Below are 21,058 nucleotides of genomic sequence, written 5' to 3'. Positions count from 1 at the left end.
CCATCAACGGTAAGTTCAAAAGACCGACGTCAACGGGCCACTGTGCCGTCCAAGAGGTTTCGCTGGGCTGAGTTCACCTTGCCGTCGACCCTGCAGCTGGCTCCTTTGCTGGAGCTGCTGACCGAGCCAGTCGGTTGCGTTCTCACTAGTCAGCGGATTGAGCTGGGATTGCATGAAGCCCTGGTCAATGCCGTTCGCCATGGCAACGCTGAGAACCCCGCCAAGAAGCTCCGTGTTCGCCGCATCCTCACGCCCAATTGGTTGGTTTGGCAGGTTCAGGATGAGGGTTGTGGTCTTCCTCAGCAGTCCCGTACGGCAATACTGCCGCCGGCCCTTGATGCTCCCAGCGGTCGTGGACTGTTCCTGATCCATCAATGTTTTGATGATGTGCGCTGGAGCCGGCGGGGGAATCGCCTGCAGCTGGCCTGCCGTCGTCCCATCAGTGACGCGGACAGCCCGGATCCTTCAACTCGCCTTTGAACCACCCCAGCGCCTGTTGGGTCAGGTTCTCCACGTCGGCGCTGTTCCCGTGGCGGAGCAGTTGCACCATCGCTGCAGCTAGCAACTCAGCTCCACGCCGCTGTCGGTTGTTCTTCAGCTGATGCCAGTCGCGATCGCCGATACGGAGCAACTGGTGCAGTTCTTCCGCCTTGGCTGTGGCGGAGTCGGGCCATGGGGCGTTGGTTGAAGTCATCTCTGAATCAGCAGATCGATCTACTTTCATGTGATGTGGGTGCGACGGCGTGGAACAGCGCAAAGGCCAACGACGCGTTCGTGAACTGCATTGGTTGCACCATGCCTCACGGCTGGTGTTGCAAGGGCAATGTCAGGCCCATGTCCGGTCGGGTGTTGCGGCGCGGCGATGGGTGCAGCGCCGCAAACTTGCTGCGAATCTGATCATGCAACGGCCTGTGGGCTGGGCCTTCTCACCCGTGTCGGGGGAGCGTTTCTGGAGAGCCTTGCGCTTCGGTGGAGCAGGCTTTGCCTTGGTCTGGCTTTTGGCGCAGCTTTGAACGCATCAGATGATCAGGCCACCCGTTGGCGATGGGCCTGGCCAACCACCACCAGCGAATTCGAGGCCGGTGCCGATTCCCTCGTGGGTGAAACCTCCGCGGGCTGTGCCACGTCCTGGCCGCGAAGCCAGGCATTGTGCAGTGCTCGCCTGCGTCGATCTTCAGACAACACCAAACGATCAGCTGCAGCCTGAGGACTTTCCCCAGGTATCACAGCCGTGCGCAGGCAGATACCGAACCCATGGGCTTCAACCTGCACATGGCCTTCCATCAGCACCACCTGAAATGTCCAGCCCTGAAGCCAACGCAGCCGGAAGGGATTGGTCATGACGTTCCCTTCGGGATTCAGCACACCCTATGGCTCGCAGCAGTTCGTGCAAGGGACGCTGTCAGGGAATCCCCTCAGCTGGCCTCTGCGATGGGTTTGCGTGCCGACCAGACCCGCGTCATGAAGTGGGTTTCCGCGGTGATGCCTTCAAACCCTGCAGCTGAGAGGCGGGCGTCGATGTCGTCGCCGATGTAGTCGCGGTAGTAGGGCTCATGGAAGACGCGCCGGAAGTTCTCCATCACGGAGGCGAACTTGGCTGAATCGGCCATCTGCACAGAGTCGGCAAGCACGAACACACCGCCGGGTTCAAGCACCCGCCAGGCCTCGTTCAGCACGTTTTGGCGGGCATCCGCAGGAAGTTCGTGCAGCAGGAACACACTGGTGACGGCCTGAACCGATCCATCGGCCAGGGGCAGAGATTCCCCGTTGGCACGGATCAGCTGAACCAGCGATGCATCGCCGTCATTCAGCCAGCGGTTGGCTTGACGCAGGTACGACTCGGAGAGATCGGTTCCGATCAGCTGCGCGTGAGGGACGGCGGCGCGGATCTGCTGCAGGGTCCGGCCGGTGCCGGTGGCCACATCGAGAATTTTGAGGGAACCCGGAGCACGGTCTGCGAAGTGCTTCAAGCCGCGTTTCAGCGGAGCCAAGACCCTGCGTCGCATGGCATCAGCGGTGCCATTGAAAAGGATCTCCACCTGCAGGTCGTAAAGACCAGCCGAGTGGTCACTCAGGTACCCGTCGGTTTGATGGTGAAAGTTCTGGAGGTAGTACTCGGGGTAGAGCGCTTTTTCGGTCTCCTTGGGAAGGTCCCGCACATTGCGATCGCGGCGTCGATCCCAGGTGGAGGGAAGATCCATCCAAACCTGCGGGTAGCGGCTGACCCAGTCGAGCCAGGGTGCATCGAACAACAACTGCTCGGGGTAAATCCCCTGTTCGGCGTCCTGCCAGTCCTGCTCTTGGAGCTTGTTCATATCAAGCCGGAGCTCTCCAAGAACTTCGGCGGACACGGGCTCCGTTTTCGGCACCGCATCGGGCGCCAAGAGCTCCATCAGCTTGGTGCTCAGCTCCTTATGGGCCAGGCCCGCGATGCTTTTGCCTTGCTGAAGCGTTTGGTACGCAAGCTTGCTCAGGGGCGTTGACGCCATCGCAGGTTCATACAACGGAACCATTCCAACGAATGAGGGGCGCAATCGCGTGGCCAGCAGTCCACAAAAAAACCCGCCTCCTTGGAGGCGGGTCGTGGGATGCACGGGCGCTGATCAAGCGTCGTAGTACATGGTGAATTCGTGGGGGTGCGGCCGCTGGCGCAGCTGCTGAACCTCCTCGTACTTCAGGTCGATCCAGTTGTCGATGAAGTCGTCGCTGAACACACCGCCAGCGGTGAGGAAGCCGCGGTCGGCATTCAACGCTTCCAGGGCACCGTTGAGGGATGCGGGGACCGTGGCTATCTTCGAGAGCTCTTCAGCCGGAAGTTCGAACAGGTCGCGATCTTCGCCATCGCCGGGATCGATCTGGTTCTTGATGCCGTCCAGGCCGGCCATCATCATGGCGCTGAAGGCCAGATAGGGGTTGGCGAGAGCATCGCCGGAACGGAACTCGAGGCGCTTGGCCTTCGGGCTCGGGCCGGTGAGTGGGATCCGCACTGCGGCAGAGCGGTTGCCCTCGGAGTAGACGAGGTTCACCGGGGCTTCGAAACCGGGCACCAGACGCTTGTAGCTGTTGGTGGTGGGGTTTGTGAAGGCCAGGAAGGCGGGGGCGTGCTTGAGGATGCCGCCGATGTACCAGCGGGCCGTCTGCGAGAGGTTGGCGTAGGTGCCTTCGCCGAAGAACAGGGGCTGACCGCCTTTCCAGAGGCTCTGGTGCACATGCATGCCGGTGCCGTTGTCGTTGAAGACCGGCTTGGGCATGAAGGTGGCCGTCTTGCCGTACTTCTTGGCCACGTTGCGCACTACATACTTGTAGGTCATCACGTTGTCGGCGGCCTGGATCAGCTCAGCAAATTTCATGCCGAGTTCGTGCTGGCCCGCGCCGGCCACCTCGTGGTGGTGCTTCTCGGTGGGAATCCCTAGCTGTCCCATCAGCAGGAGCATCTCGGAGCGGATGTCCTGAGCGGTGTCGTTGGGAGCGACAGGGAAGTAGCCCTCCTTCACCTGGATCTTGTAGGCGAGATTGCCGCCTTCTTCGATCCGTCCGGTGTTCCAGCCCGCCTCGATCGTGTCAACGCTGTAGAAGGAACCGCCTTCGGCCGAGTTGTAGCGGACGTCGTCGAAGAGGAAGAACTCCGGCTCAGGACCGAAGAAGGCCATGTCTGCCAGGCCGGTGCTGGCCAGGTGATTCAGTGCCCGCTGAGCCAGCGCGCGGGGGCAGCGCTCGTAGGGCTGGCCGGTGCGCGGCTCCTGAATCGAGCAAATCATGCTCAGGGTTTTGTGCCTATAGAAGGGATCAACCCAGGCGGTATTGGCGTCCGGCACCATGGCCATGTCAGAGGCCTGGATGCCTTTCCAGCCGCGAATGGAAGAGCCGTCAAAAGCAAGGCCCTCCGTGAAGGACTCTTCCTCCAGCAGATCGGTGCAGACCGTGAGGTGCTGCCACTTGCCGTGCAGATCGGTGAATTTGAGGTCGATCAGTTCGATGCCTTCGTCCTTGATCTGGCGCAGGACGTCCTGGGGGGATTTCGACATAAGAAAGGACTGCTCGACTGAATTGTGCAGTGATGTGACCGTAAACAGCCACAAGACACCATTTTGTATCAAGAGGTACGTTTCAACAGCCAGAGGGCGACTGCGTAACCGTTTCTGTCAACTTGGCTGAAATGCAGGCCTGCCAAAGGATCTGCTCGCTTTAACGGTGTTAGCTTCCGCTGGGGATCCTCTGGAGATTCAGGGACATGCGGGATGCAATCAGCGGTCTGATCGGTCGCTACGACCAGCTGGGTCGTTATTTCGATCGTTCGGCTATCGACAGCATCAATGCATATTTGGATGAATCCAGTCTGCGGATTCAGGCCGTAGAGCTGATCAACGGATCCTCGGCTGAGATTGTGCGTGAGGCCAGCCAACGCCTGTTCCGGGATGAGCCTGATCTGCTGCTGCCTGGCGGTAACGCCTACACCACCCGTCGGCTCGCCGCCTGCCTGCGGGATATGGATTATTTCCTCCGTTATGCCAGCTATGCCCTGGTGGCTGGTGACTCCACTATCCTCAATGAGCGTGTGCTGAACGGTCTCGACGACACCTACAAGAGTCTCGGCGTTCCCACCGGTCCAACAGTCCGCAGCATTGTTCTGCTGGGAGAAGTTGTCGCTGAGATGCTCCTGGCCGACGGTGCTGCATCCGATCAACTCGCCACGGCCATACAACCGTTTGATCACCTGGCCAAGGGTCTTGGAGAAACCAATGTGCGTCAGCGCTGAGCCAGCACGCTCAACGCAAGATTTGAACAGATTGCAATCGATCTTCCCTCACTCCCTCAAAGGGACGTGACTGCGTAGGCTCAACACTTCGAACCAATGATCAGGGCTTTGGCGACGACGAACTCACTCCTTCCTGTTGACGATCGTCACCGCAAAGCCTTTGCACCGATCGGCACACCCGACCGTCTCCTGCTTGGACCAGGCCCCTCCAACGCCCATCCAACGGTTCTGAAGGCTCTGTCGCGAACCCCGATTGGTCACCTTGATCCTCTGTATGTGGATCTGATGGGCGAAGTGCAGGAACTGCTGCGTTACGCCTGGCAGACCGACAACCGCCTCACGCTTCCGATGAGCGGCACCGGCAGTGCTGCCATGGAGGCAACCATCGCCAACACCGTTGAGCCTGGAGACACCGTTTTGGTGGCGGTGAAGGGATACTTCGGACTGCGACTGGCTGACATGGCTGGCCGCTATCGCGCTGAGGTGAAAACCATTGAGAAGCCCTGGGGTGAGTGGTTTTCTCTCGATGAGCTGGAAGCTGCCCTGATTGAGCACAAGCCCGCCATCCTGGCGTTGGTTCATGCCGAAACCTCAACGGGTGTATGCCAACCCATGGAGGGCATCGGCGACCTCTGCCGGAAACATGATTGCCTTCTGCTGCTCGACACCGTCACCTCTCTGGGGGGTGTGCCGCTCTACATCGATGAGTGGAAAGTCGATCTCGCGTACAGCTGCAGCCAGAAGGGCCTGAGCTGCCCTCCCGGTCTCGGACCCTTCACCATGGGTCCCCGTGCCGAGGCCAAGATGACAGCCCGTCAGGGCAAGGTGCCCAACTGGTATCTGGACGTCTCATTGCTGAACCAGTACTGGGGCAGCGACCGCGTCTACCACCACACCGCCCCGGTCAACATGAACTTTGGTATGCGTGAGGCCCTGCGTCTTCTGGCTGAAGAAGGTCTCGACCAGGCCTGGGCACGCCATCGCAGCAATGCGGAGATGCTCTGGAACGGGCTGGAAGGTCTCGGCCTCTCGATGCATGTGCCGGCCGAGCGCCGACTGCCCACCCTCACCACAGTTCGCATTCCTGAAGGTGTGGATGGCAAGGCCTTCAGCCAGCACCTGCTCAACAACCACGGCATTGAGGTTGGTGGTGGACTCGGCAGCCTGGCCGGCAAAATCTGGCGCATAGGCCTAATGGGTTACAACTCCACCCCTGAAAACGTGAACCGTCTGCTCAACCTGTTTGAGACAGAATTGCCTCGCTTCAGCGGTTCCGTCGCCGCCGCTGCCTGAACCAGCTCTCCAGCTGCTCCCTCGCCTCTGGCTCGCGCACGCCCTCAATCACCTTCATGTGGTGATGAGCACTGGCATGGGTGGAGAGGTCAAGGCTTCCCCCCAGGCCACCACGCTTGGGATCTGACGCCGCAAAAATCACAGTTCCCATGCGGGCCTGCACCAAGGCCCCCGCACACATGGGACAGGGTTCGAGGGTAACGATCAGGGTGCAGTTGTTGAATCTCCAGTCGTCCTGAACGATGGCTGCCTGTTGCAAGGCCACCAGTTCGGCATGCCCGAGGGGATCCCTGTCATTCTGGCGCCGGTTGCGCCCATGGCCGATGGCTCGTCCCTGTCCATCCAGGATCACAGCGGCCACCGGAACTTCTCCTTCCGCTCCAGCCTCCTCAGCGCGCTGGAGCAGAACATCCATCCAGCGAGTGAATTCATCCCGCTGATCCACCGCTGTTCCACGTTGTCCTTTGAGCACCATCCCACGAGACGCGAAGATCGGTGCAGTTCACGGGTCTCCGTTGCAAGCCTGTTCCGAGTCTCAGCACCCACCGGATCGGCTTGCTCCGTTCGCCATCCCCTCGGCCGAAGACCCGGTGCTGAGGGACTTCCTGCATCGCAGTTCGGATCTGCTCTGCCGTTGGATCGGCTCCGCTGATCGATCAAGCCCGGTCCCCGTCATGCGCCCCTTGCCTGATGTGGCACCAGGGCTTAATGGGGCCAACGTTGAATCGCTGCTCAGTGATCTTCAGCAGGTGATGGATGGGGCGTATCAGCCGTCCCATCCCGGTGCTCTGGCCCATCTCGATCCGCCCCCGCTTACTGCGTCGATTGCGGCGGAATTGGTCTGTGCAGGTCTCAACAACAACCTCCTGGCTGAGGAGCTTTCGCCTGGTCTGACCGGCCTGGAACATGACCTCTGCCTCTGGTTTTGCCACAGGATTGGCTTGCCTGCCGGTTCCGGGGGGGTGCTGGCCAGCGGCGGGACCCTGAGCAATCTCATGGCCCTGGTGGCGGCACGGGCGGCGTTGGGGGCCACCCATCGGGATCCTGTGCTGCTGTGCAGCCAAGACGCTCACGTCTCCATCAACAAGGCCGCAAAGGTGATGGGGCTGGCGGATGATGCCCTTCAGACGCTTCCTGTGGCCGCGGATGGAGGCCTTTGCCTCGAGGCTTTGGCCAAGCGTTTGAGATCTCTGCAAGCGGAGGGGCGGCCTTGTCTGTCGGTAGTGGCCACGGCCGGCACCACGGTGCGCGGAGCCATTGATCCTCTCTCGGATCTGGCAACCCTCTGCCGTGACGCTGGGGTTTGGATGCATGTTGATGCGGCCATCGGCGGTGTGTTCGCCCTCACGGCCCGCCATGCCTCTCTGATGGATGGCATGGAACGTGCTGATTCGATCACGCTGAATCCCCAGAAATTGCTGGGCATCACTAAGGCGTCATCTCTGCTGTTGCTTCGGGATCGAACCCATCTCCGCCAGGCCTTTTCAACAGGATTGCCCTACATGGAGGCGCCCAGGGGGATGGATCACGGCGGGGAGATCGGCTTGCAGGGCACCCGACCTGCAGAGATCCTCAAGCTTTGGCTGGGCCTCCGTCAGTTGGGCGAGGCGGGCATCGAAGCAACGCTCAGCGATGCTTTGGAACGGCGAACCGCCTTCGCAGCCCAATTGGACTTGGAGAAGTTCACGTTGTTGGCGGGTGACCTGCACCTGCTGGCCTTCCATCCCAGACACGGGGACGCTGCTGCAGCCGGCCGTTGGAGTGAAGACACCCGGCAAATGCTGCTGTCTCATGGCTACATGCTGTCGCGACCGTTCTACGGCGACCGTTTCTGCCTCAAGGCGGTTTTTGGAAACCCCCACACCACGGCTCGGCACCTCAGCGACCTGTCGGGACGTCTAATTGGATCGCTGGCTCCAGCCTGATCGTTCAAAATCGCCATCGTTTGAGACGCTCCGATGCCGGAACAGCAGCAGGGTTCACGCTGGGTAGCCATCGTCACCGGGGCGATCTCCGTGGCGATTGGTGTGCTCTATCTGCTCCTGATCACCGTTCTGGATGCCCGGGGGCCGATGCTTCCCCCTCCTGCTGAGGCCCTGGCCGGGGGGGAAGACGTCCCGCCGCGGACGTCTGAAGCGGTTCAACCACTTGCCGCATGGCACTGGCCAGAAAGCGCCGCAGTGAGAGCTCCCGTCGGTTGAGCTCAAAGGCCTGCTGAACCACGGTCTGCATGCCACCGTCACCCCAGTCCTGGTCCTGTTCGAAGTAGCGCATGAAACTGCTTCCGGCGATTCGGGTGAGCCATGCGGTCACCACCCCCTGGAGCACTTGCCCCAGCACCAGAGTGGGCAAGCTCAGGCTCAGGCTGGTTCCCAGCAAGCTCATGGCCCCTTTGACGATGCCCAACTTGCCCAGGGTCTGTCCAAGGGACATGGCCAGATCTTTGGCGCGATCACGGGACATCTCGACCCCATAGATCTTGGCCATCTCCAGGATCATCTGGGCATTCACCGCTGCGGTGCTCAACAGATCCACCCCTGGCAGCGGGTTGGCAGCGACAATCCCCGCTCCCATCCAGCTGTAGCGGTCAATGCAGCGTTTGGCTTCCCGAGACCGCTGGTCGTTCAACAGGTCACGCCCGCGGCTGTCGAGGGATCGGCACTGCAGAAGGATGTTGTCGGCAATCAATTCCTCCCCCTCGGCGTGCAGCACAACGGCAAGGCGCTGCAGCAGATCGCTGACGTCAGGCAGCGGCTGCAGCGGGCGACGGCCGGGTTGAGGAATCGATTGAGGAGAGGCACTGCAGGCCACCACATCAGCAGCGTTGAGCTGTCCCTGGCAACGGGAGCGAAGCACCTGCAGGAGCCTTTTCTCCTCGTCAACTCCGCGTAAATCCCGCTTGTTCAGCACCAGGAGCAGCCGCTTGCCGAGCCCGGCGAGCGAGGTCACAACGGCGTATTCCGAGGCTCTGAGGTCCCCGTCCACCACCACGATCAAAAGATCGGCACGAACCGCCCGACGACGGGCTGTTTCCTCCCGGCTGAGTCCTTCCTCTCCGGCTTCCAGGATTCCTGGGGTATCCACGAGCTGAAGACCACGCTCGAGGCCTTTCAAACGCAGGCGGTAGGCGCGGCTGGTTTTGGTCACGCCCATGGGCGCTCCCACATCGCCGACCATTTCATTGAGCAGGGCACGGATCAGCGATGTCTTGCCGCTGGATCCAGTGCCGAACACCACAACCACCAAATCGCCTCGCTTCAGTTCCTCAGCGACCCGATCGCGTTCGGTCTGAAGGCTGCGGCGACTGATGTCGTCCTGAATGCGTTCGATCAGACGATCCACGTGGCCGAGGCTGGTGGTAGCGGCATCCCGCCGGTTCTGTGGAGCGGCGGTGGCTTGGCGTGGGCGTTGGGTTGAGCGCGATTTCAGGCGTTTCCACATCGGCCAACCCACTTGCACCGCCAGGGTGGCCACCAGCGCGAACCCCAGCAGCAGCACCGGCGTGAGCAACCAGGGAGGCAGGAAGTAACTCAGATCCCACAGCAGGCTGCGGATGGTCTGAACGGCAGCGCCTATCAGCACAAGTGCCAAGAAGGCAACGGCGAGACCGATCAGCAACCGGGTTTGGCGTTTCATGCCTGCGTCACACCAGCCTCAGGGCAAGTTTGGGTCAGCCACGGCTGTTGTCACGAAGGCTGCTGTCACCCCGGCGGGTCCAAAGGTCGATGGCAAAGCAGAGCACTGCGAAATTGATGGCGACATCCGCCCCGTTGAAGATCGGGAAATCGATCGGTTCGAGGGCCAGAAAATCCACCACGTGTCCCAGACGCCAACGGTCAATCCCATTGCCCACGGTTCCGCCCAGAAGCGCTGCTGCGGCGAGGGCCTGCCAGAACGGCAGCACCCGTTCACGCCAGATCCACAGGATCAGCCCGATGCCTACCCCCAAGCTGAGCAGCCCAAGCAAGGCAGTGGAACCCTGCAGAACACTGAAGGCTGCGCCGGTGTTGTGCACCAATTGCAGCGAGAGCAGATGCGGCAGCAGGGGTAGGGATTGGCCCCCTTGCAAGGCGCTCGAGGCCGCCGCCTTGCTCAGCTGATCCACCACCACGATGAACAGGGCAATCAGCAGGGTTGTGCGACGTGGAAGTGGTCTCGTCATGGCTCGATGATCAACAACCGGCGCAGCACAATTGACAGGAATCCTGCACCGATGCAGAGCAGCATCTGAGCCGTTAGCGGACCGATTGAAAACTGCATTAGCAGTTCGGGGAAGCCAAGGCTCCATCGCCCCAGCAGCGCCCCGAGGGCGAGATTCAGCACGCCGCAGATCTGGAGACCAAGCAGACCAGCCAGGGCGCAGAGCGACTGTCTAGGCAAGTCATCCATGCCGTCCTGCTGCGCCAGTCGACCGGTGAGCCAGGCCGCGGGCACGAAGCCCGCGAGATAGCCGAAACCCGGTTCAAGCACGTAGTTCAGCCCCCCACCGCCATGGAACACCGGCAGACTGAACAATCCCAAGGTCAGATAGCCAACAGCAGCCATCACGCCGGCACGCGGGCCACTGACCATTGCGCAGAGAAGCAGCGCTGGCACCTGCCATGTGACCGGCAGGGGGAGAAGGATCGGCTCGGGAGCAGGCAGGACCAACGCGGCCGGTACAAGACCTCCGACGAGGATGGCCAGCAGACCCGCGAGGGCACCACACCAGGAGGCGAGAGCCCTCACATCACTCACTCAACTCGGCCCATCCTGCTCGACAATGCAGATCCTGCCCAGTTCAGATGTCGGTATCGATTGGTGATCAGCTGCGCCTGTCGCAGCAGCTTCCATACCTCAAGTCGGCGGATCCGATGCCGATGCTGCGACCGCCCGATCTGGTGGCCGCCGGTGAAGTGGGCGAGGTGGTTGCACTTCATCCGATGGACACGGTTGCCGTGCGTTTTCGCCGGGGCACGTTTCTGATCCCCCTCGATCGACTGGATCCGGTGGATGCCGCTGAGGTGGACTAAGCAGCGTCCCGCCGATCCCAGCGTCGTTCGAGCTGCTTCAGTGCAGCGGAGGTTCCGCACAGGCTGAGTCGTGGTTTCATCAGCCAACGTTTGGCGGCATGGAGCACATCCGTCGGTGTCAGTTCCGCAAGAGTCTCCACACAGCGCTGGTCATGATCGTCGGGAAGCTTCTGGGCCTTCAGCTGAACCCGTCGCTCTGCCCGTTGGGAGCAGGTCTGCAGGCCCTGGGCGAGCTGACCTATGTACTTGGCCCGTGCGAGCTCGAGTGCGGCCTCACTGAGGGGTTGCTCACTCAGCTCGTCCCAGATGTTCAGCAGCAAGTCCAGCGCGAGCTCTGAGCGCTCCTCCACGCTCGAGGCCATCAGCACAAAGGGCGCCGGTCCTGCCAGGGCAGGGAAGTGCGCGGCCACGTCGTAAGCCACGCCATGGTCTTCTCGCAGGCGCTGGAACAGCAGGCTCGACATGCCCACCCCCAAATGGCACTGCAACAGACGCAACGCCAGTTCATCCGGGTGGCCATGCCCCAGCGTCGCCTGCCCAAGCATTAGAACCACCTGCTCGGTGTCCATCGCTTCGAGCTGGATCGTCTCGGTTCCAACCGCTTCGGCGTAGGGACGGCGGCCTGAGCGATCGTTGCTGCTGCCTTCTGGCCAGTCGCGAAAGTCTTCAAGGGAGCAAATCGTGTCAATGATTTGCGGCGGGACGCTGCCCGCCAAGGCGAGAACGCTCGATGCCCTCGGTAGTTGTTCGGCCAGGGGAAGAAGTGCCTCCCGATCCAGGTCACTCAGCTCTTCAGCGATGCCCATCGGGTCGTGGCCGTAGCCCCCGTTGCCATAGGTCAGCTGCCGCCATCCGGTCGTGGCGCAATGGAAGGGGTCCTCTCGTTGACGATGCAAAGCCTGAATCGTGAGCGAACGTTCAAGGGCCACCTGGCCAGGATCAAGCTGGGGGGAACGAACCATCTGTGCCAGCAGGGGCAGAAGCTGCTCCGCGTCTTCCACCGTGCAGCGCAGGCTCAGCACGAGCGCATCCTCCTGGGCATCACAGCGCAGACCTGCTCCGCATCCCTCAACAAGGTCCGCCAGGTCAACGTGGTTGTGCTGGCCACAGCCGCGGCTGAGCAGAGATGCCAGCAGGTCATGGGCACCCCGTGTTCCTGCAGGGTCGTCGGCGCTGCCGAAAGGAAGCAGCAGTTTTGCGGCCAGAATCCCCGGGCTGGAGACCGGTTCGATCAGTAGTTCGGGGTTCCTCATCCGTGTTTCGTCTTGGCCTGGGCGGTCAGCACAAACGCTTGTTCGGGTTGAAGCCTGGGAAACAGGTCTGAGCGAAGCCGTTCCGCCGTCCATGGCGGCAGGAGGGCCAAAGGTTGGAGCAGATCCTGCTGCCGGTCCCAGAGGGTCTGGCTGGCGCTGAGCCCAGACACCTGGCCCGCCGATTCCAAGGCATAGCGCAGTCCGTTGCTCACCAGCTGCTGGCCCCGTTTCAGCTCCTGATCGCTGACGAGCTCCTCTGCCATGGCGCGCAGCTGCTGGTTCACCTCGTCTTCCACAGCCTCCAGATGCTCGTCCGGGCAGATCACCTCCAGCGTGATCAGGCTTCCCTGCTCCAGAACCGAGAGGTCCATCGACACGCTTTCAACGATCTGTAGTTCCTCCCTCAAGCGGTTCACGAGACGACTGCGTCGTCCTTCCCCCAGCAGGGTTGTGGCGAGATCTGCTGCCATAACGCCTGTCTGATCCTGGGCCCGTGGAGCTTCCCAGAGCATCAGCAGTCGAGCGGATTCGAGCCGGTCCACAACAACGCTTTCGCGTCCAGGACGGACGCTCAGGGGTGATGACGGAGATGGGGGCTCAGGCGAATCCAGGAGGTCCGCCAGAGCCGAGGACTCCAGGGCACTGCGTAGCTCCGCTGATGCAGGCCCGGCCATCGCCAGGCAGCAGTTGGAACCGCGGTACTGCCGCTGATGAAACGCCCGCATGGCCCCGGGCGTCATGGCCTCCAGGCTGGGGGGTGTACCCAGGATGGGTCGGCCGTAGGGGTGCTGGTCACAGCCCTTGCTCAACAGCAGTTGCAGCACCTGCTCATTGGGTTGATCGGCGTATTGAGCAATCTCTTCAAGCACCACCCCCCGTTCCGTGTTGAACCCGTCAGGCTCGAGGCTTGGCTGCAACACCAGTTCCAACAACAGATCCAACGCTTCGCTGGCCCGATCCGGTGGTGTCAGCACGTGGAAGTGAACGTCATCAAAGCCTGTGGCGGCATTGCTACTGCCCCCCAGGGCTTCGATGGCTTCATCGAATGCCCCTGCGACCAGCTGCTGACTTCCCTTGAACACCATGTGCTCTAGGAAATGGGCCATGCCCTCTTCCCCTGGCTGCTCACTGGCACTCCCGGCACGGCACCAGAGATCGAGACAGGTCAGTGGTGCATCCGGCATGTCGGCCGTCACGCAGCGCACTCCGTTGGGGAGGGTCCAATGGTCCAGTGGGGGACCGGAGAACGGAAGGTTCAGAACTGCGTGGCAAAGTTCCATTCTGTGCCTGCCCCTTCGATGCAGCCCAAGCCGCTGGCGCCACCGTCAGGACAGCATCCCCTCGTCCAGGCCTTGGCGGCGTCGATCCGTAGTGCCTGGGCGGGATTACCCGGATTGGAAATACTCCCTTGCGATGAGGATTTGCGCTTCATCCAGGGGCAACTCGATGGTGAAGGCCTATCCATTGGCAACGAGCTTTTTCGCTGCATCGGACTTCGCAAGCTTCATTTGGAGGTTGCACGACTCGGCAACGGCTTGCAGATCCTCCACAGCGTCTGGTTCCCAGATCCCCACTACGACTTGCCGATCTTCGGGGCCGACATCGTGGCCGGCCCTGCAGGCATCTCCGCCGCGATCGTCGATCTGTCCCCCACCTCCGATGCCTTGCCGGAGCAACTGATTCAGCGGCTTGAGGCCAGGCCATGGCCGGCGTTCCGTCAGGGTCGGGAGCTGCCGGCCTGGGGATCAGCCATCTTCTCCAACAAGGTGTGCTTCATCCGCCCCGATGGTGCTGACGAGGAAGCAGCCTTTCAGGAGCTGGTGAGCCACTACCTGCAGGTGATGGCCACCAGCGTGATCGAGGCGACTCCCGAACCGTCAACGGCTCTCACTACAGTCCGCCGGTACGAGGGTCAGTTGAACTATTGCCTTCAGCAGAAACGCAACGACAAGACCCGCCGCGTACTCGAGAAGGCCTTCGATTCAGCCTGGGCCGATCGCTACATCGACATGCTTCTTTTCGACAACCCACCGGAACTCTGATGACCCCCAAGCGCTGGTCTGTTCTGGCTGGAAGTTTGGTCATTGCGGTCATTGGAGGCTGGTTGCTGCGGCCGACGCCCGAACCCAAGCCGGTTGAACCTAAGCCTGCACGCACCGTTCGTCCCGAAGCGGTCGCCGCCCTGGGGCAGCTGGAGCCCGCTGGGGACATCCGCAATCTGGCGGCTCCCAATGCGGGGATGGCTGGGACACCCCGGGTGGCAGTCCTCAATGTGAATGAGGGTGATCTGATCAAGACCGGCCAGGTGTTGGCGTCCTTCGATCACCGGGATGGCCTCCTCGCTGATTTGGAGCGCGTCGATGCGCAGCTGAGCAGCCTCGACCAGGAGATACAGCTTCAGGCCCTTGAGGTGGAGCGCTTCAGCAAAGCCGCCGATTGGGGTGCGGCCGAATTGACTCTGGTGGACAACAAGCGTGAAGAGCTGGTGCGTCTTCAGGGAAAGCGGGATCAGGCCTTGGCGGAGCGCAAAGGGCTTCGGGCCGACCTCGCTCTCAGTCAGCTGATCTCGCCCCTTGATGGTGTTGTGCTCAAGCTGCATGCCCGTGCAGGCGAGCGCCCCGGTGCAGAGGGGGTGATGGATGTGGGGGCCAATCATGCGATGCAGGCCAGCATCGAGGTCTACGAATCCGATATTTCTCTGATCCGCCTCGACCAGTCCGTGCGCCTCATCAGCGAGAACGGTGGTTTCCGCGGTGAACTCGTCGGGCGCGTCCTGCGCATCAGCCCGCAGGTGGAACAACGGTCTGTTCTCTCCACCGACCCCACCGGCGATGCCGACGCCCGCGTTGTGGTGGTTGATGTGGTGCTTAATCCTGAAGATGCCGCCAAGGTCAGCCGTCTGGCGGGTTTGAAGGTGATCGCCCGCTTCGATCCATGAACCGGTTTTGGCGGGGCCGTCAGATTCCCCTCTCCTGGTTGTTGCTGACGCGACAGCCCGTTCGCTTGCTTGTGGCGCTTGCCGGCATCAGCTTCGCGGGAATTCTGATGTTCATGCAGCTCGGATTCCGTGATGGCCTCTTTGACGCCAGCGTCACGGCGCACCGGCTGTTCGATGCCGATGTTGTTCTGATCAGTCCCCGCTCCGCCAGCTCCGTGAGCATGGAAGCCTTTCCAAGGCGGCGGCTTGTTCAGACCCTGGCTGATTCCGATGTCGAGGGGGTGACCCCGGTGCACTGGGGGCTGATGCTCTGGCGTAACCCAGAAACGCGGCGCAACCGGTCGATCCTGGCCTTGGGTTTCAATCCCGACGACCCCTTCTTCGTCGACCCCTCCCTGGCTAAAAAAACTGACGCTCTCAAGCAGAAAGGGCGGATCCTCTTCGATCAGTTGTCACGTCCTGAATTCGGACCCATTGCCGATTGGTATCGCGATGGCCGGGTGGTGGAAACCGAGATCGCTGGCAACCGTGTCCGGGTCGCGGGTCTGGTGAGCCTGGGCACCAGCTTCGGTGCCGACGGCAACCTGCTCACGAGCACTGAGACGTTTCTCGATCTGATGCCTCAGAAGCCGCCAGGGGCGATCGAAGTTGGTCTGGTGCGTTTGAAGCCAGGCGCGGATCCCGAGCAGGTGGTGTCCCGACTAAGCCAGCGACTACCAAAGGATGTTTCGGTGCTGACCAAGCAGGGCTTCATCGATTTCGAGCAGAATTACTGGAAGAGCAGCACCTCTATCGGTTTCATCTTCACCCTCGGCGCTGCCATGGGCTTCGTGGTGGGGTGCGTGATCGTATACCAGGTGCTGTACACAGATGTGAGTGATCACCTGCCGGAATACGCCACTTTGATGGCCATGGGGTACCGCCTCAGCCATCTGTTGGGAGTGGTGGTTCGTGAGGGGTTCTATCTGGCGGCGATGGGGTACGTCCCCGCCTACCTGGCCGGTCAGGGGCTGTACTGGTTTGTTCGTGACGCCACCAAGCTGCCCGTCGGCATGGATCTGTCCCGAGCTTTGACCGTTCTGGTGATGATACTGGTGATGTGCATGTTGTCGTCGTTCCTGGCCATGCGTCGTCTCATCGATGCAGACCCTGCGGAGATCTTCTGATGGCAGCTGTTGTTGTCGACAATCTCTCCCATGCCTTCGGCCGAGGCGAGATGCGCCGCGAGGTTCTTCAGAACATCAGCTTCAGCATCGAGCCAGGCGAAGTGGTTTTGCTGACCGGTCCTTCGGGCTGTGGCAAGACAACACTCCTCACCTTGATAGGCGCCTTGCGGACGGTTCAGCAGGGTGAGGTGTCGGTGCTTGGTGCGTCCCTGGATGGAGCCGGCCGTCGGCGCCGTCAGCATGTGCGCCGGCGCATTGGAATGATTTTTCAGGGACACAACCTTCTGCGCTGCCTCACGGCTGAACAAAACGTGCAGATGGGAGCCGATCTTCTGCCTGATCTCAGTTACAGGGCTCGTCGGGATGAGGCCCGTCAGTGGCTTCGTGCCGTCGGCCTTGAGGACCACATGGCCAAAGTCCCGCATGACTTGTCCGGAGGACAGAAGCAGCGAGTCGCCATTGCGCGTGCCCTTGCCGCAAACCCCCGCCTTCTCCTGGCTGACGAACCCACCGCTGCCTTGGACAGCCGTACGGGCCGGGAGGTGGTGGAGCTGCTTCGTCGATTGGCCCGTGAACAATCCTGCGCGGTGCTGATGGTTACCCATGACCCGCGCATCGTTGATGTTGCCGATCGCTTGCTCCAGATGGAGGACGGGCGTTTAAAGAATGCTGTTTAGTAGGATGAAATTTGATACCAGAGCCCGCAGTTCCGCATGGCCAAGCGCAGAAACCTGAAGAAAGAAAAGCAGGAGCGGAACCGCGCATATGCGCGCAAGTTCAAGAAGCGCAAGATGCGCAACGATGGCCGTGGTGAAGGCGCTGGTAACGGTGTGACCGGAACTGCCAACAACGGTGGTGCCGCCGACTGATCAGCGGAACAAACCATCCATAAAAAAGGGGGGCCTCCGAGCCCCTTTTTTGTTGTTCGTAGGGTGGGTGGCCATTTGCATCGGCCGTCGCGATGTTCGTCAGCGTCGTTATTCCGACCTACAACCGACGCCCGATCCTCGAGAAATGCCTCTCGGCACTGGAAGATCAGCAGCTTGCTGGAGCTCTTCAGGACTACGAGGTTGTTGTGGTCGACGACGGTTCCACCGATGGAACGCCGTCATGGCTGAGCGAGCAGTCCCATCGTTTTCCCCACGTGCGCCTGATCGAGCAGGCGCACGGTGGTCCTGCGGAGGGCCGGAACCGCGGTGTGGATCATGCCCGTGGCGATGTGATCGTCTTCATAGACAGCGATCTGGTGGTCACAGAAACCTTTCTGGCCACCCATGCACGGGCGTTGCAGCAGTGCTGGCAACGGCGTGGTGATCGGCTCTGCTTCACCTACGGCGCTGTCATCAACACCGCCAACTTCGAAGCACCCTGCTCGGAGCGCCACAAATTACGTGACTTGTCCTGGGCTTATTTCGCCACCGGCAATGTGGCCATCGATCGGGAGGTGCTGGAGCGCTCAGGCCTGTTTGACACCGGTTTCCGCCTCTATGGCTGGGAGGACCTGGAACTGGGTGAGCGTCTGCGGCGGATGGGGGTTGAGTTGGTGAAGTGTCCGGACGCTGTTGGTTATCACTGGCACCCCGCCCTGAGCCTCGATCAGATCCCACGACTTGTGGAAGTGGAGGGTGAACGGGCCCGTATGGGGCTTGTCTTTTACCGCAAACATCCAACCAGGCGGGTGCGGTTGATCATCCAGTTCACCTGGTTCCATCGCATCCTTTGGGAAGTGCTCACCCTCGGTGGGCTGATCAATCCCTCCAGCCTTCGCCCGTTGCTCCGTTGGCTGATCCGGCATGGCTATCCCGGAACGGCGATGGAGCTGCTTCGTTTGCCCCTCAATCGCATCGGTGTGCGTGCCCTGTTCCGTGAAGCCAGAGCGGCAGGGCTTCGCTGATCGACGTTTTGATACCTTCAGTAGGTCCTTTCACTCCGCACACCTGCCCGTTTCGGGTGCACCGTGAGACCAGCTCCTGCTGGTTGTTCAGGTCCCTGGCAGGTGGAGGCGAACCCGAAACCCTTAAACCATGGCTGTCGTCACCCTCGCCGAGATGATGGAGGCTGGTGCCCACTTTGGGCACCAGACCCGTCGTTGGAACCCCAAGATGTCGCGCTACATCTATTGCGCGCGCAACGGCGTTCACATCATTGACCTTGTGCAGACAGCCGTCTGCATGAACAACGCCTACAAGTGGACCCGTTCTGCGGCACGCAGCGGCAAGCGTTTCCTCTTCGTTGGCACCAAGAAGCAAGCCTCTGAAGTTGTGGCGCTGGAAGCCGCCCGCTGTGGAGCGTCCTACGTGAACCAGCGCTGGTTGGGCGGGATGCTCACCAACTGGACCACCATGAAGGCCCGGATCGACCGTCTCAAGGATCTTGAGCGGATGGAGTCCAGCGGCGCCATCGCCATGCGCCCCAAGAAAGAAGGTGCGGTGCTGCGGCGCGAACTCGAGCGTCTCCAGAAGTATCTGGGTGGCCTCAAGAACATGCGTCGCCTTCCTGATGTTGTGGTCCTGGTGGACCAGCGTCGTGAGTCGAATGCGGTGCTCGAAGCCCGCAAGCTCGACATCCCCTTGGTTTCCATGCTGGACACCAACTGCGATCCGGATCTCTGTGAGGTGCCGATTCCCTGCAACGACGACGCCGTTCGTTCAGTGCAACTGATCCTGGGCCGTTTGGCCGATGCGATCAATGAGGGCCGCCACGGCTCCAACGATCAGCGTGGTGGCGACAGCGAAGGCTGATCTCCTCTCACCGCTAAGTTCACGCCGCTGATTCCAATGAGGCAATCGGCGGCGATTCAATTTCCTTTCTCACTGCTCCGACCGATGGCTGCTGCCGTATCCGCCAAGCTTGTCAAAGAACTGCGCGACAAGACCGGCGCGGGGATGATGGATTGCAAAAAGGCCCTGGCCGCCACAGAAGGCGATGCCAACAAGGCCGTTGAGTGGCTTCGCCAGAAAGGCATCGCCAGCGCTGAAAAAAAATCCGGCCGCACCGCCGCCGAGGGTGCCATCGGCAGCTACATCCACACCGGTGCTCGCGTGGGTGTGCTGGTTGAGGTGAACTGCGAAACTGACTTCGTGGCACGGGGCGACATGTTCCAGTCGCTACTACGTGATGTCTCCATGCAGGTGGCGGCATGCCCCAACGTTGAGTACGTCACCACCGACGAGATTCCCGACGAAATCCGTGAGCGGGAAAAGGCGATCGAGATGGGCCGTGACGATCTCGAAGGCAAGCCTGAGCAGATGAAGGAAAAGATCGTTGAGGGCCGCATCGGCAAGCGGCTCAAGGAACTCGCCCTCATGGAGCAGCCCTTCATCAAGGACAGCTCCATCACCGTTGCTGACCTCGTGAAGCAAACTGCCGGCAAGATCGGCGAGAACGTGAAAGTTCGTCGCTTCACCCGCTACACCCTGGGCGAGGGCATCGAGGTGGAAGACAACGATTTCGCTGCTGAAGTGGCGTCCATGCAGAACGCCGGCTGATTCCCTTGTCCGACCAGGACGTCAGGCCTGCTTACGACCCGTCAGTACAGCTGGCACGCCTTCAAAGGTTGTGCCGGCTGCGGGCCATCGCCCTGTACAGGGAGCAGGCTCTTTATCTTCAGGTGCTGCGAGAACTGCTGGAAGGAGCCACCCGTCAGGCACTGTTCAATCTTCTCGGTGAGGTTGATCCCTCCCGTTTTGGCCGGCTGCCGGAGTCGACCCGTCAGAATTTCCATGCAGCGGTCACAGACTTGATTGACCGCTGCAGCGTTCTGCTCACAGTTGAGCAACTGATGCAGCTGGTGCGGCAGATGCAGCAGGAGCAACGGCGCCAGCAGGCCCATGCCAGCAAAAGCATGCTGCAGAAGCTCAGTCGCAAGACCCAGGAGAGTGCGCCTGAACCCGAGCCACCCACGTCTGAGCTCCCACCGGAAGAACCGAGCGGATCCATTCAGTTGAGCTTGGCTTCACCGCTTGAATCCCCCCCGAGGACCGCTGCCCAGGATCCCGTCAAAGAACCAGTCCCTGAACCCGCAGAAAACAAATCCTCTGGCGATTTGGATGTCCTCCTCTCACTGTTCGAGCTGGCCGGTGATGCGATGCAGCAGGCCCAACAGCCCCTTGACCCCGGTGCTGCTTTTGATCCTTCGGTGGACGGCAACGACCACTTGCTCCCTAATGAACCGGATGCGCTGTTGCACTGGATCCAGGCCATGGATCAGGCGCTTGAGCGACGCCTTCGCAACCTGTCCCATGCGGTGAATGTGCAGATGCTGCGGTCAGGACTGGCCCAGACCCTTCTTCCCATCAGCCTTCTGGATGCTGTCCTAAAGGGACAGGTCGAAACTCAGCCAACCGCCACGAACGTGCTTCGTTTGCGCCTCCCTCTGGCCGTCGGTGAGCTCGACCATGGCATGGACGTGCTCTGTGTGCTCTTACGCAGCAACGATCTGGAGTTCGACAGCCCACGTCTGCGTCAGTGCCGCAAACGATTGCGCGCTCACCACCATGCTCTGCTCACAATGGTGCGGCAGCAGCGTCATTGGCAGCGTCGCTCCCTGGATCGTGAGGCCCGGACCCATTGGCAGACCCCATCGGATTCAACGAAGCAGCTGAGCGGGGACTGACCAGCGAGCAGCTGTCGCTGCTTCT

At 61.2% G+C, this 21,058-nt stretch carries 25 protein-coding genes; 15 read left to right on the top strand and 10 right to left on the bottom strand.

Features of this window, described 5'->3' with window-relative positions:
* Positions 1 to 42: 42 nt before the first annotated feature.
* A complete protein-coding gene (locus Syncc8109_RS11730) occupies positions 43 to 480 on the top strand; it encodes an ATP-binding protein (RefSeq protein ID WP_006851858.1) in 438 nt (145 codons plus the stop codon).
* On the opposite strand, the gene Syncc8109_RS06080 is transcribed toward Syncc8109_RS11730, so the two are convergent.
* Positions 440 to 694: a DUF6439 family protein gene (locus tag Syncc8109_RS06080; RefSeq protein WP_006851118.1), complete on the bottom strand. Its 255-nt coding sequence runs from the start codon at positions 692 to 694 to the stop codon at positions 440 to 442. The genes Syncc8109_RS11730 and Syncc8109_RS06080 overlap by 41 nt on opposite strands.
* Before the next feature lie 49 nt (positions 695 to 743).
* Between Syncc8109_RS06080 and Syncc8109_RS06075 the strand changes: the two genes are divergently transcribed.
* Positions 744 to 1,013 carry a hypothetical protein gene (locus Syncc8109_RS06075; RefSeq protein ID WP_006850983.1) on the top strand — a complete coding sequence of 90 codons (270 nt, stop codon included), beginning with the start codon at positions 744 to 746 and terminating at the stop codon, positions 1,011 to 1,013.
* 13 nt (positions 1,014 to 1,026) lie between these two features.
* Here Syncc8109_RS06075 and Syncc8109_RS06070 read toward each other — a convergent pair whose 3' ends face one another.
* The 3 genes from Syncc8109_RS06070 to glnA form a co-directional block, all read right to left on the bottom strand.
* Complete coding sequence (locus tag Syncc8109_RS06070; protein WP_025362318.1) at positions 1,027 to 1,341, bottom strand: hypothetical protein; 315 nt, start codon at positions 1,339 to 1,341, stop codon at positions 1,027 to 1,029.
* 74 nt (positions 1,342 to 1,415) lie between these two features.
* Positions 1,416 to 2,489 carry a class I SAM-dependent methyltransferase gene (locus tag Syncc8109_RS06065; protein ID WP_025362317.1) on the bottom strand — a complete coding sequence of 358 codons (1,074 nt, stop codon included), beginning with the start codon at positions 2,487 to 2,489 and terminating at the stop codon, positions 1,416 to 1,418.
* A gap of 114 nt (positions 2,490 to 2,603) precedes the next feature.
* Entirely contained in the window at positions 2,604 to 4,025 is a 1,422-nt protein-coding gene (gene glnA / locus Syncc8109_RS06060; protein ID WP_006849711.1) for a type I glutamate--ammonia ligase, read from the bottom strand.
* A gap of 206 nt (positions 4,026 to 4,231) precedes the next feature.
* On the opposite strand from glnA, the gene Syncc8109_RS06055 reads away from it, so the two are divergent.
* The gene (locus Syncc8109_RS06055) at positions 4,232 to 4,756 is read left to right on the top strand and encodes an allophycocyanin subunit beta (protein ID WP_006850757.1); all 525 of its coding nucleotides are present in this window, start codon (positions 4,232 to 4,234) and stop codon (positions 4,754 to 4,756) included.
* A 96-nt stretch (positions 4,757 to 4,852) separates the two neighbouring features.
* Positions 4,853 to 6,049 (top strand): alanine--glyoxylate aminotransferase family protein, encoded by a 1,197-nt coding sequence (locus Syncc8109_RS06050; protein WP_006851227.1) that lies wholly within the window; start codon positions 4,853 to 4,855, stop codon positions 6,047 to 6,049.
* Here the strand turns inward: Syncc8109_RS06050 and Syncc8109_RS06045 are convergent.
* The gene (locus Syncc8109_RS06045) at positions 6,021 to 6,524 is read right to left on the bottom strand and encodes a nucleoside deaminase (RefSeq protein WP_006851329.1); all 504 of its coding nucleotides are present in this window, start codon (positions 6,522 to 6,524) and stop codon (positions 6,021 to 6,023) included. The genes Syncc8109_RS06050 and Syncc8109_RS06045 overlap by 29 nt on opposite strands.
* 40 nt (positions 6,525 to 6,564) lie before the next feature.
* Between Syncc8109_RS06045 and Syncc8109_RS06040 the strand changes: the two genes are divergently transcribed.
* Positions 6,565 to 7,974, top strand: coding sequence for an aminotransferase class V-fold PLP-dependent enzyme (locus Syncc8109_RS06040; RefSeq protein ID WP_006849861.1), 1,410 nt, complete (start codon positions 6,565 to 6,567; stop codon positions 7,972 to 7,974).
* Positions 7,975 to 8,095: 121 nt separating this feature from the next.
* Here the strand turns inward: Syncc8109_RS06040 and Syncc8109_RS06035 are convergent, their stop codons facing one another.
* The 3 genes from Syncc8109_RS06035 to Syncc8109_RS06025 are packed head-to-tail and all read right to left on the bottom strand — an operon-like array spanning position 8,096 to position 10,777.
* A complete protein-coding gene (locus Syncc8109_RS06035; RefSeq protein ID WP_006850393.1) occupies positions 8,096 to 9,685 on the bottom strand; it encodes a YcjF family protein in 1,590 nt (529 codons plus the stop codon).
* A 34-nt stretch (positions 9,686 to 9,719) separates the two neighbouring features.
* A complete protein-coding gene (lspA, locus tag Syncc8109_RS06030) occupies positions 9,720 to 10,211 on the bottom strand; it encodes a signal peptidase II (protein ID WP_006850958.1) in 492 nt (163 codons plus the stop codon).
* Positions 10,208 to 10,777, bottom strand: coding sequence for a biotin transporter BioY (locus tag Syncc8109_RS06025; RefSeq protein ID WP_025362315.1), 570 nt, complete (start codon positions 10,775 to 10,777; stop codon positions 10,208 to 10,210). The genes lspA and Syncc8109_RS06025 overlap by 4 nt, the downstream gene beginning before the upstream one ends.
* A gap of 56 nt (positions 10,778 to 10,833) precedes the next feature.
* Between Syncc8109_RS06025 and Syncc8109_RS06020 the strand changes: the two genes are divergently transcribed.
* Complete coding sequence (locus Syncc8109_RS06020; protein ID WP_006849608.1) at positions 10,834 to 11,061, top strand: DUF3148 domain-containing protein; 228 nt, start codon at positions 10,834 to 10,836, stop codon at positions 11,059 to 11,061.
* Here the strand turns inward: Syncc8109_RS06020 and Syncc8109_RS06015 are convergent.
* Both Syncc8109_RS06015 and Syncc8109_RS06010 read right to left on the bottom strand, forming a co-directional pair.
* On the bottom strand, positions 11,058 to 12,314 hold the full coding sequence (locus Syncc8109_RS06015; RefSeq protein WP_006852055.1) for a pitrilysin family protein: 1,257 nt from the start codon (positions 12,312 to 12,314) through the stop codon (positions 11,058 to 11,060). The genes Syncc8109_RS06020 and Syncc8109_RS06015 overlap by 4 nt on opposite strands.
* Positions 12,311 to 13,594 carry a pitrilysin family protein gene (locus tag Syncc8109_RS06010; RefSeq protein ID WP_006851809.1) on the bottom strand — a complete coding sequence of 428 codons (1,284 nt, stop codon included), beginning with the start codon at positions 13,592 to 13,594 and terminating at the stop codon, positions 12,311 to 12,313. The genes Syncc8109_RS06015 and Syncc8109_RS06010 overlap by 4 nt, the downstream gene beginning before the upstream one ends.
* An 18-nt stretch (positions 13,595 to 13,612) precedes the next feature.
* Between Syncc8109_RS06010 and Syncc8109_RS06005 the strand changes: the two genes are divergently transcribed.
* The 9 genes from Syncc8109_RS06005 (at position 13,613) to Syncc8109_RS05970 (ending at position 21,033) form a co-directional block, all read left to right on the top strand.
* Positions 13,613 to 14,356, top strand: a complete 744-nt coding sequence (locus Syncc8109_RS06005; protein ID WP_025362314.1) for a phycocyanobilin:ferredoxin oxidoreductase — start codon at positions 13,613 to 13,615, stop codon at positions 14,354 to 14,356.
* Positions 14,356 to 15,252, top strand: coding sequence for an HlyD family efflux transporter periplasmic adaptor subunit (locus Syncc8109_RS06000; protein ID WP_006850649.1), 897 nt, complete (start codon positions 14,356 to 14,358; stop codon positions 15,250 to 15,252). Before Syncc8109_RS06005 ends, Syncc8109_RS06000 begins: the two co-directional genes overlap by 1 nt.
* Positions 15,249 to 16,418 carry an ABC transporter permease DevC gene (gene devC / locus Syncc8109_RS05995; RefSeq protein ID WP_006850160.1) on the top strand — a complete coding sequence of 390 codons (1,170 nt, stop codon included), beginning with the start codon at positions 15,249 to 15,251 and terminating at the stop codon, positions 16,416 to 16,418. The genes Syncc8109_RS06000 and devC overlap by 4 nt, the downstream gene beginning before the upstream one ends.
* Entirely contained in the window at positions 16,418 to 17,095 is a 678-nt protein-coding gene (locus Syncc8109_RS05990) for a DevA family ABC transporter ATP-binding protein (RefSeq protein WP_006852057.1), read from the top strand. The genes devC and Syncc8109_RS05990 overlap by 1 nt, the downstream gene beginning before the upstream one ends.
* A 36-nt stretch (positions 17,096 to 17,131) precedes the next feature.
* Positions 17,132 to 17,287, top strand: a complete 156-nt coding sequence (locus Syncc8109_RS12260) for a hypothetical protein (protein WP_006850288.1) — start codon at positions 17,132 to 17,134, stop codon at positions 17,285 to 17,287.
* A gap of 92 nt (positions 17,288 to 17,379) precedes the next feature.
* Positions 17,380 to 18,312: a glycosyltransferase family 2 protein gene (locus Syncc8109_RS05985; protein ID WP_006849631.1), complete on the top strand. Its 933-nt coding sequence runs from the start codon at positions 17,380 to 17,382 to the stop codon at positions 18,310 to 18,312.
* A 130-nt stretch (positions 18,313 to 18,442) separates the two neighbouring features.
* Positions 18,443 to 19,159 carry a 30S ribosomal protein S2 gene (gene rpsB, locus Syncc8109_RS05980; protein ID WP_006850376.1) on the top strand — a complete coding sequence of 239 codons (717 nt, stop codon included), beginning with the start codon at positions 18,443 to 18,445 and terminating at the stop codon, positions 19,157 to 19,159.
* An 84-nt stretch (positions 19,160 to 19,243) separates the two neighbouring features.
* Complete coding sequence (gene tsf / locus Syncc8109_RS05975; RefSeq protein WP_025362313.1) at positions 19,244 to 19,906, top strand: translation elongation factor Ts; 663 nt, start codon at positions 19,244 to 19,246, stop codon at positions 19,904 to 19,906.
* A 5-nt stretch (positions 19,907 to 19,911) separates the two neighbouring features.
* Entirely contained in the window at positions 19,912 to 21,033 is a 1,122-nt protein-coding gene (locus Syncc8109_RS05970) for a hypothetical protein (protein ID WP_025362312.1), read from the top strand.
* The last annotated feature ends 25 nt before the right edge of the window (positions 21,034 to 21,058 follow it).

The organism is Synechococcus sp. WH 8109, from assembly GCF_000161795.2.
GTDB lineage: Bacteria > Cyanobacteriota > Cyanobacteriia > PCC-6307 > Cyanobiaceae > Parasynechococcus.
The sequence above is the reverse complement of the archived record's forward strand: the minus strand, read 5'-3'. Positions and strand labels throughout refer to the sequence as shown.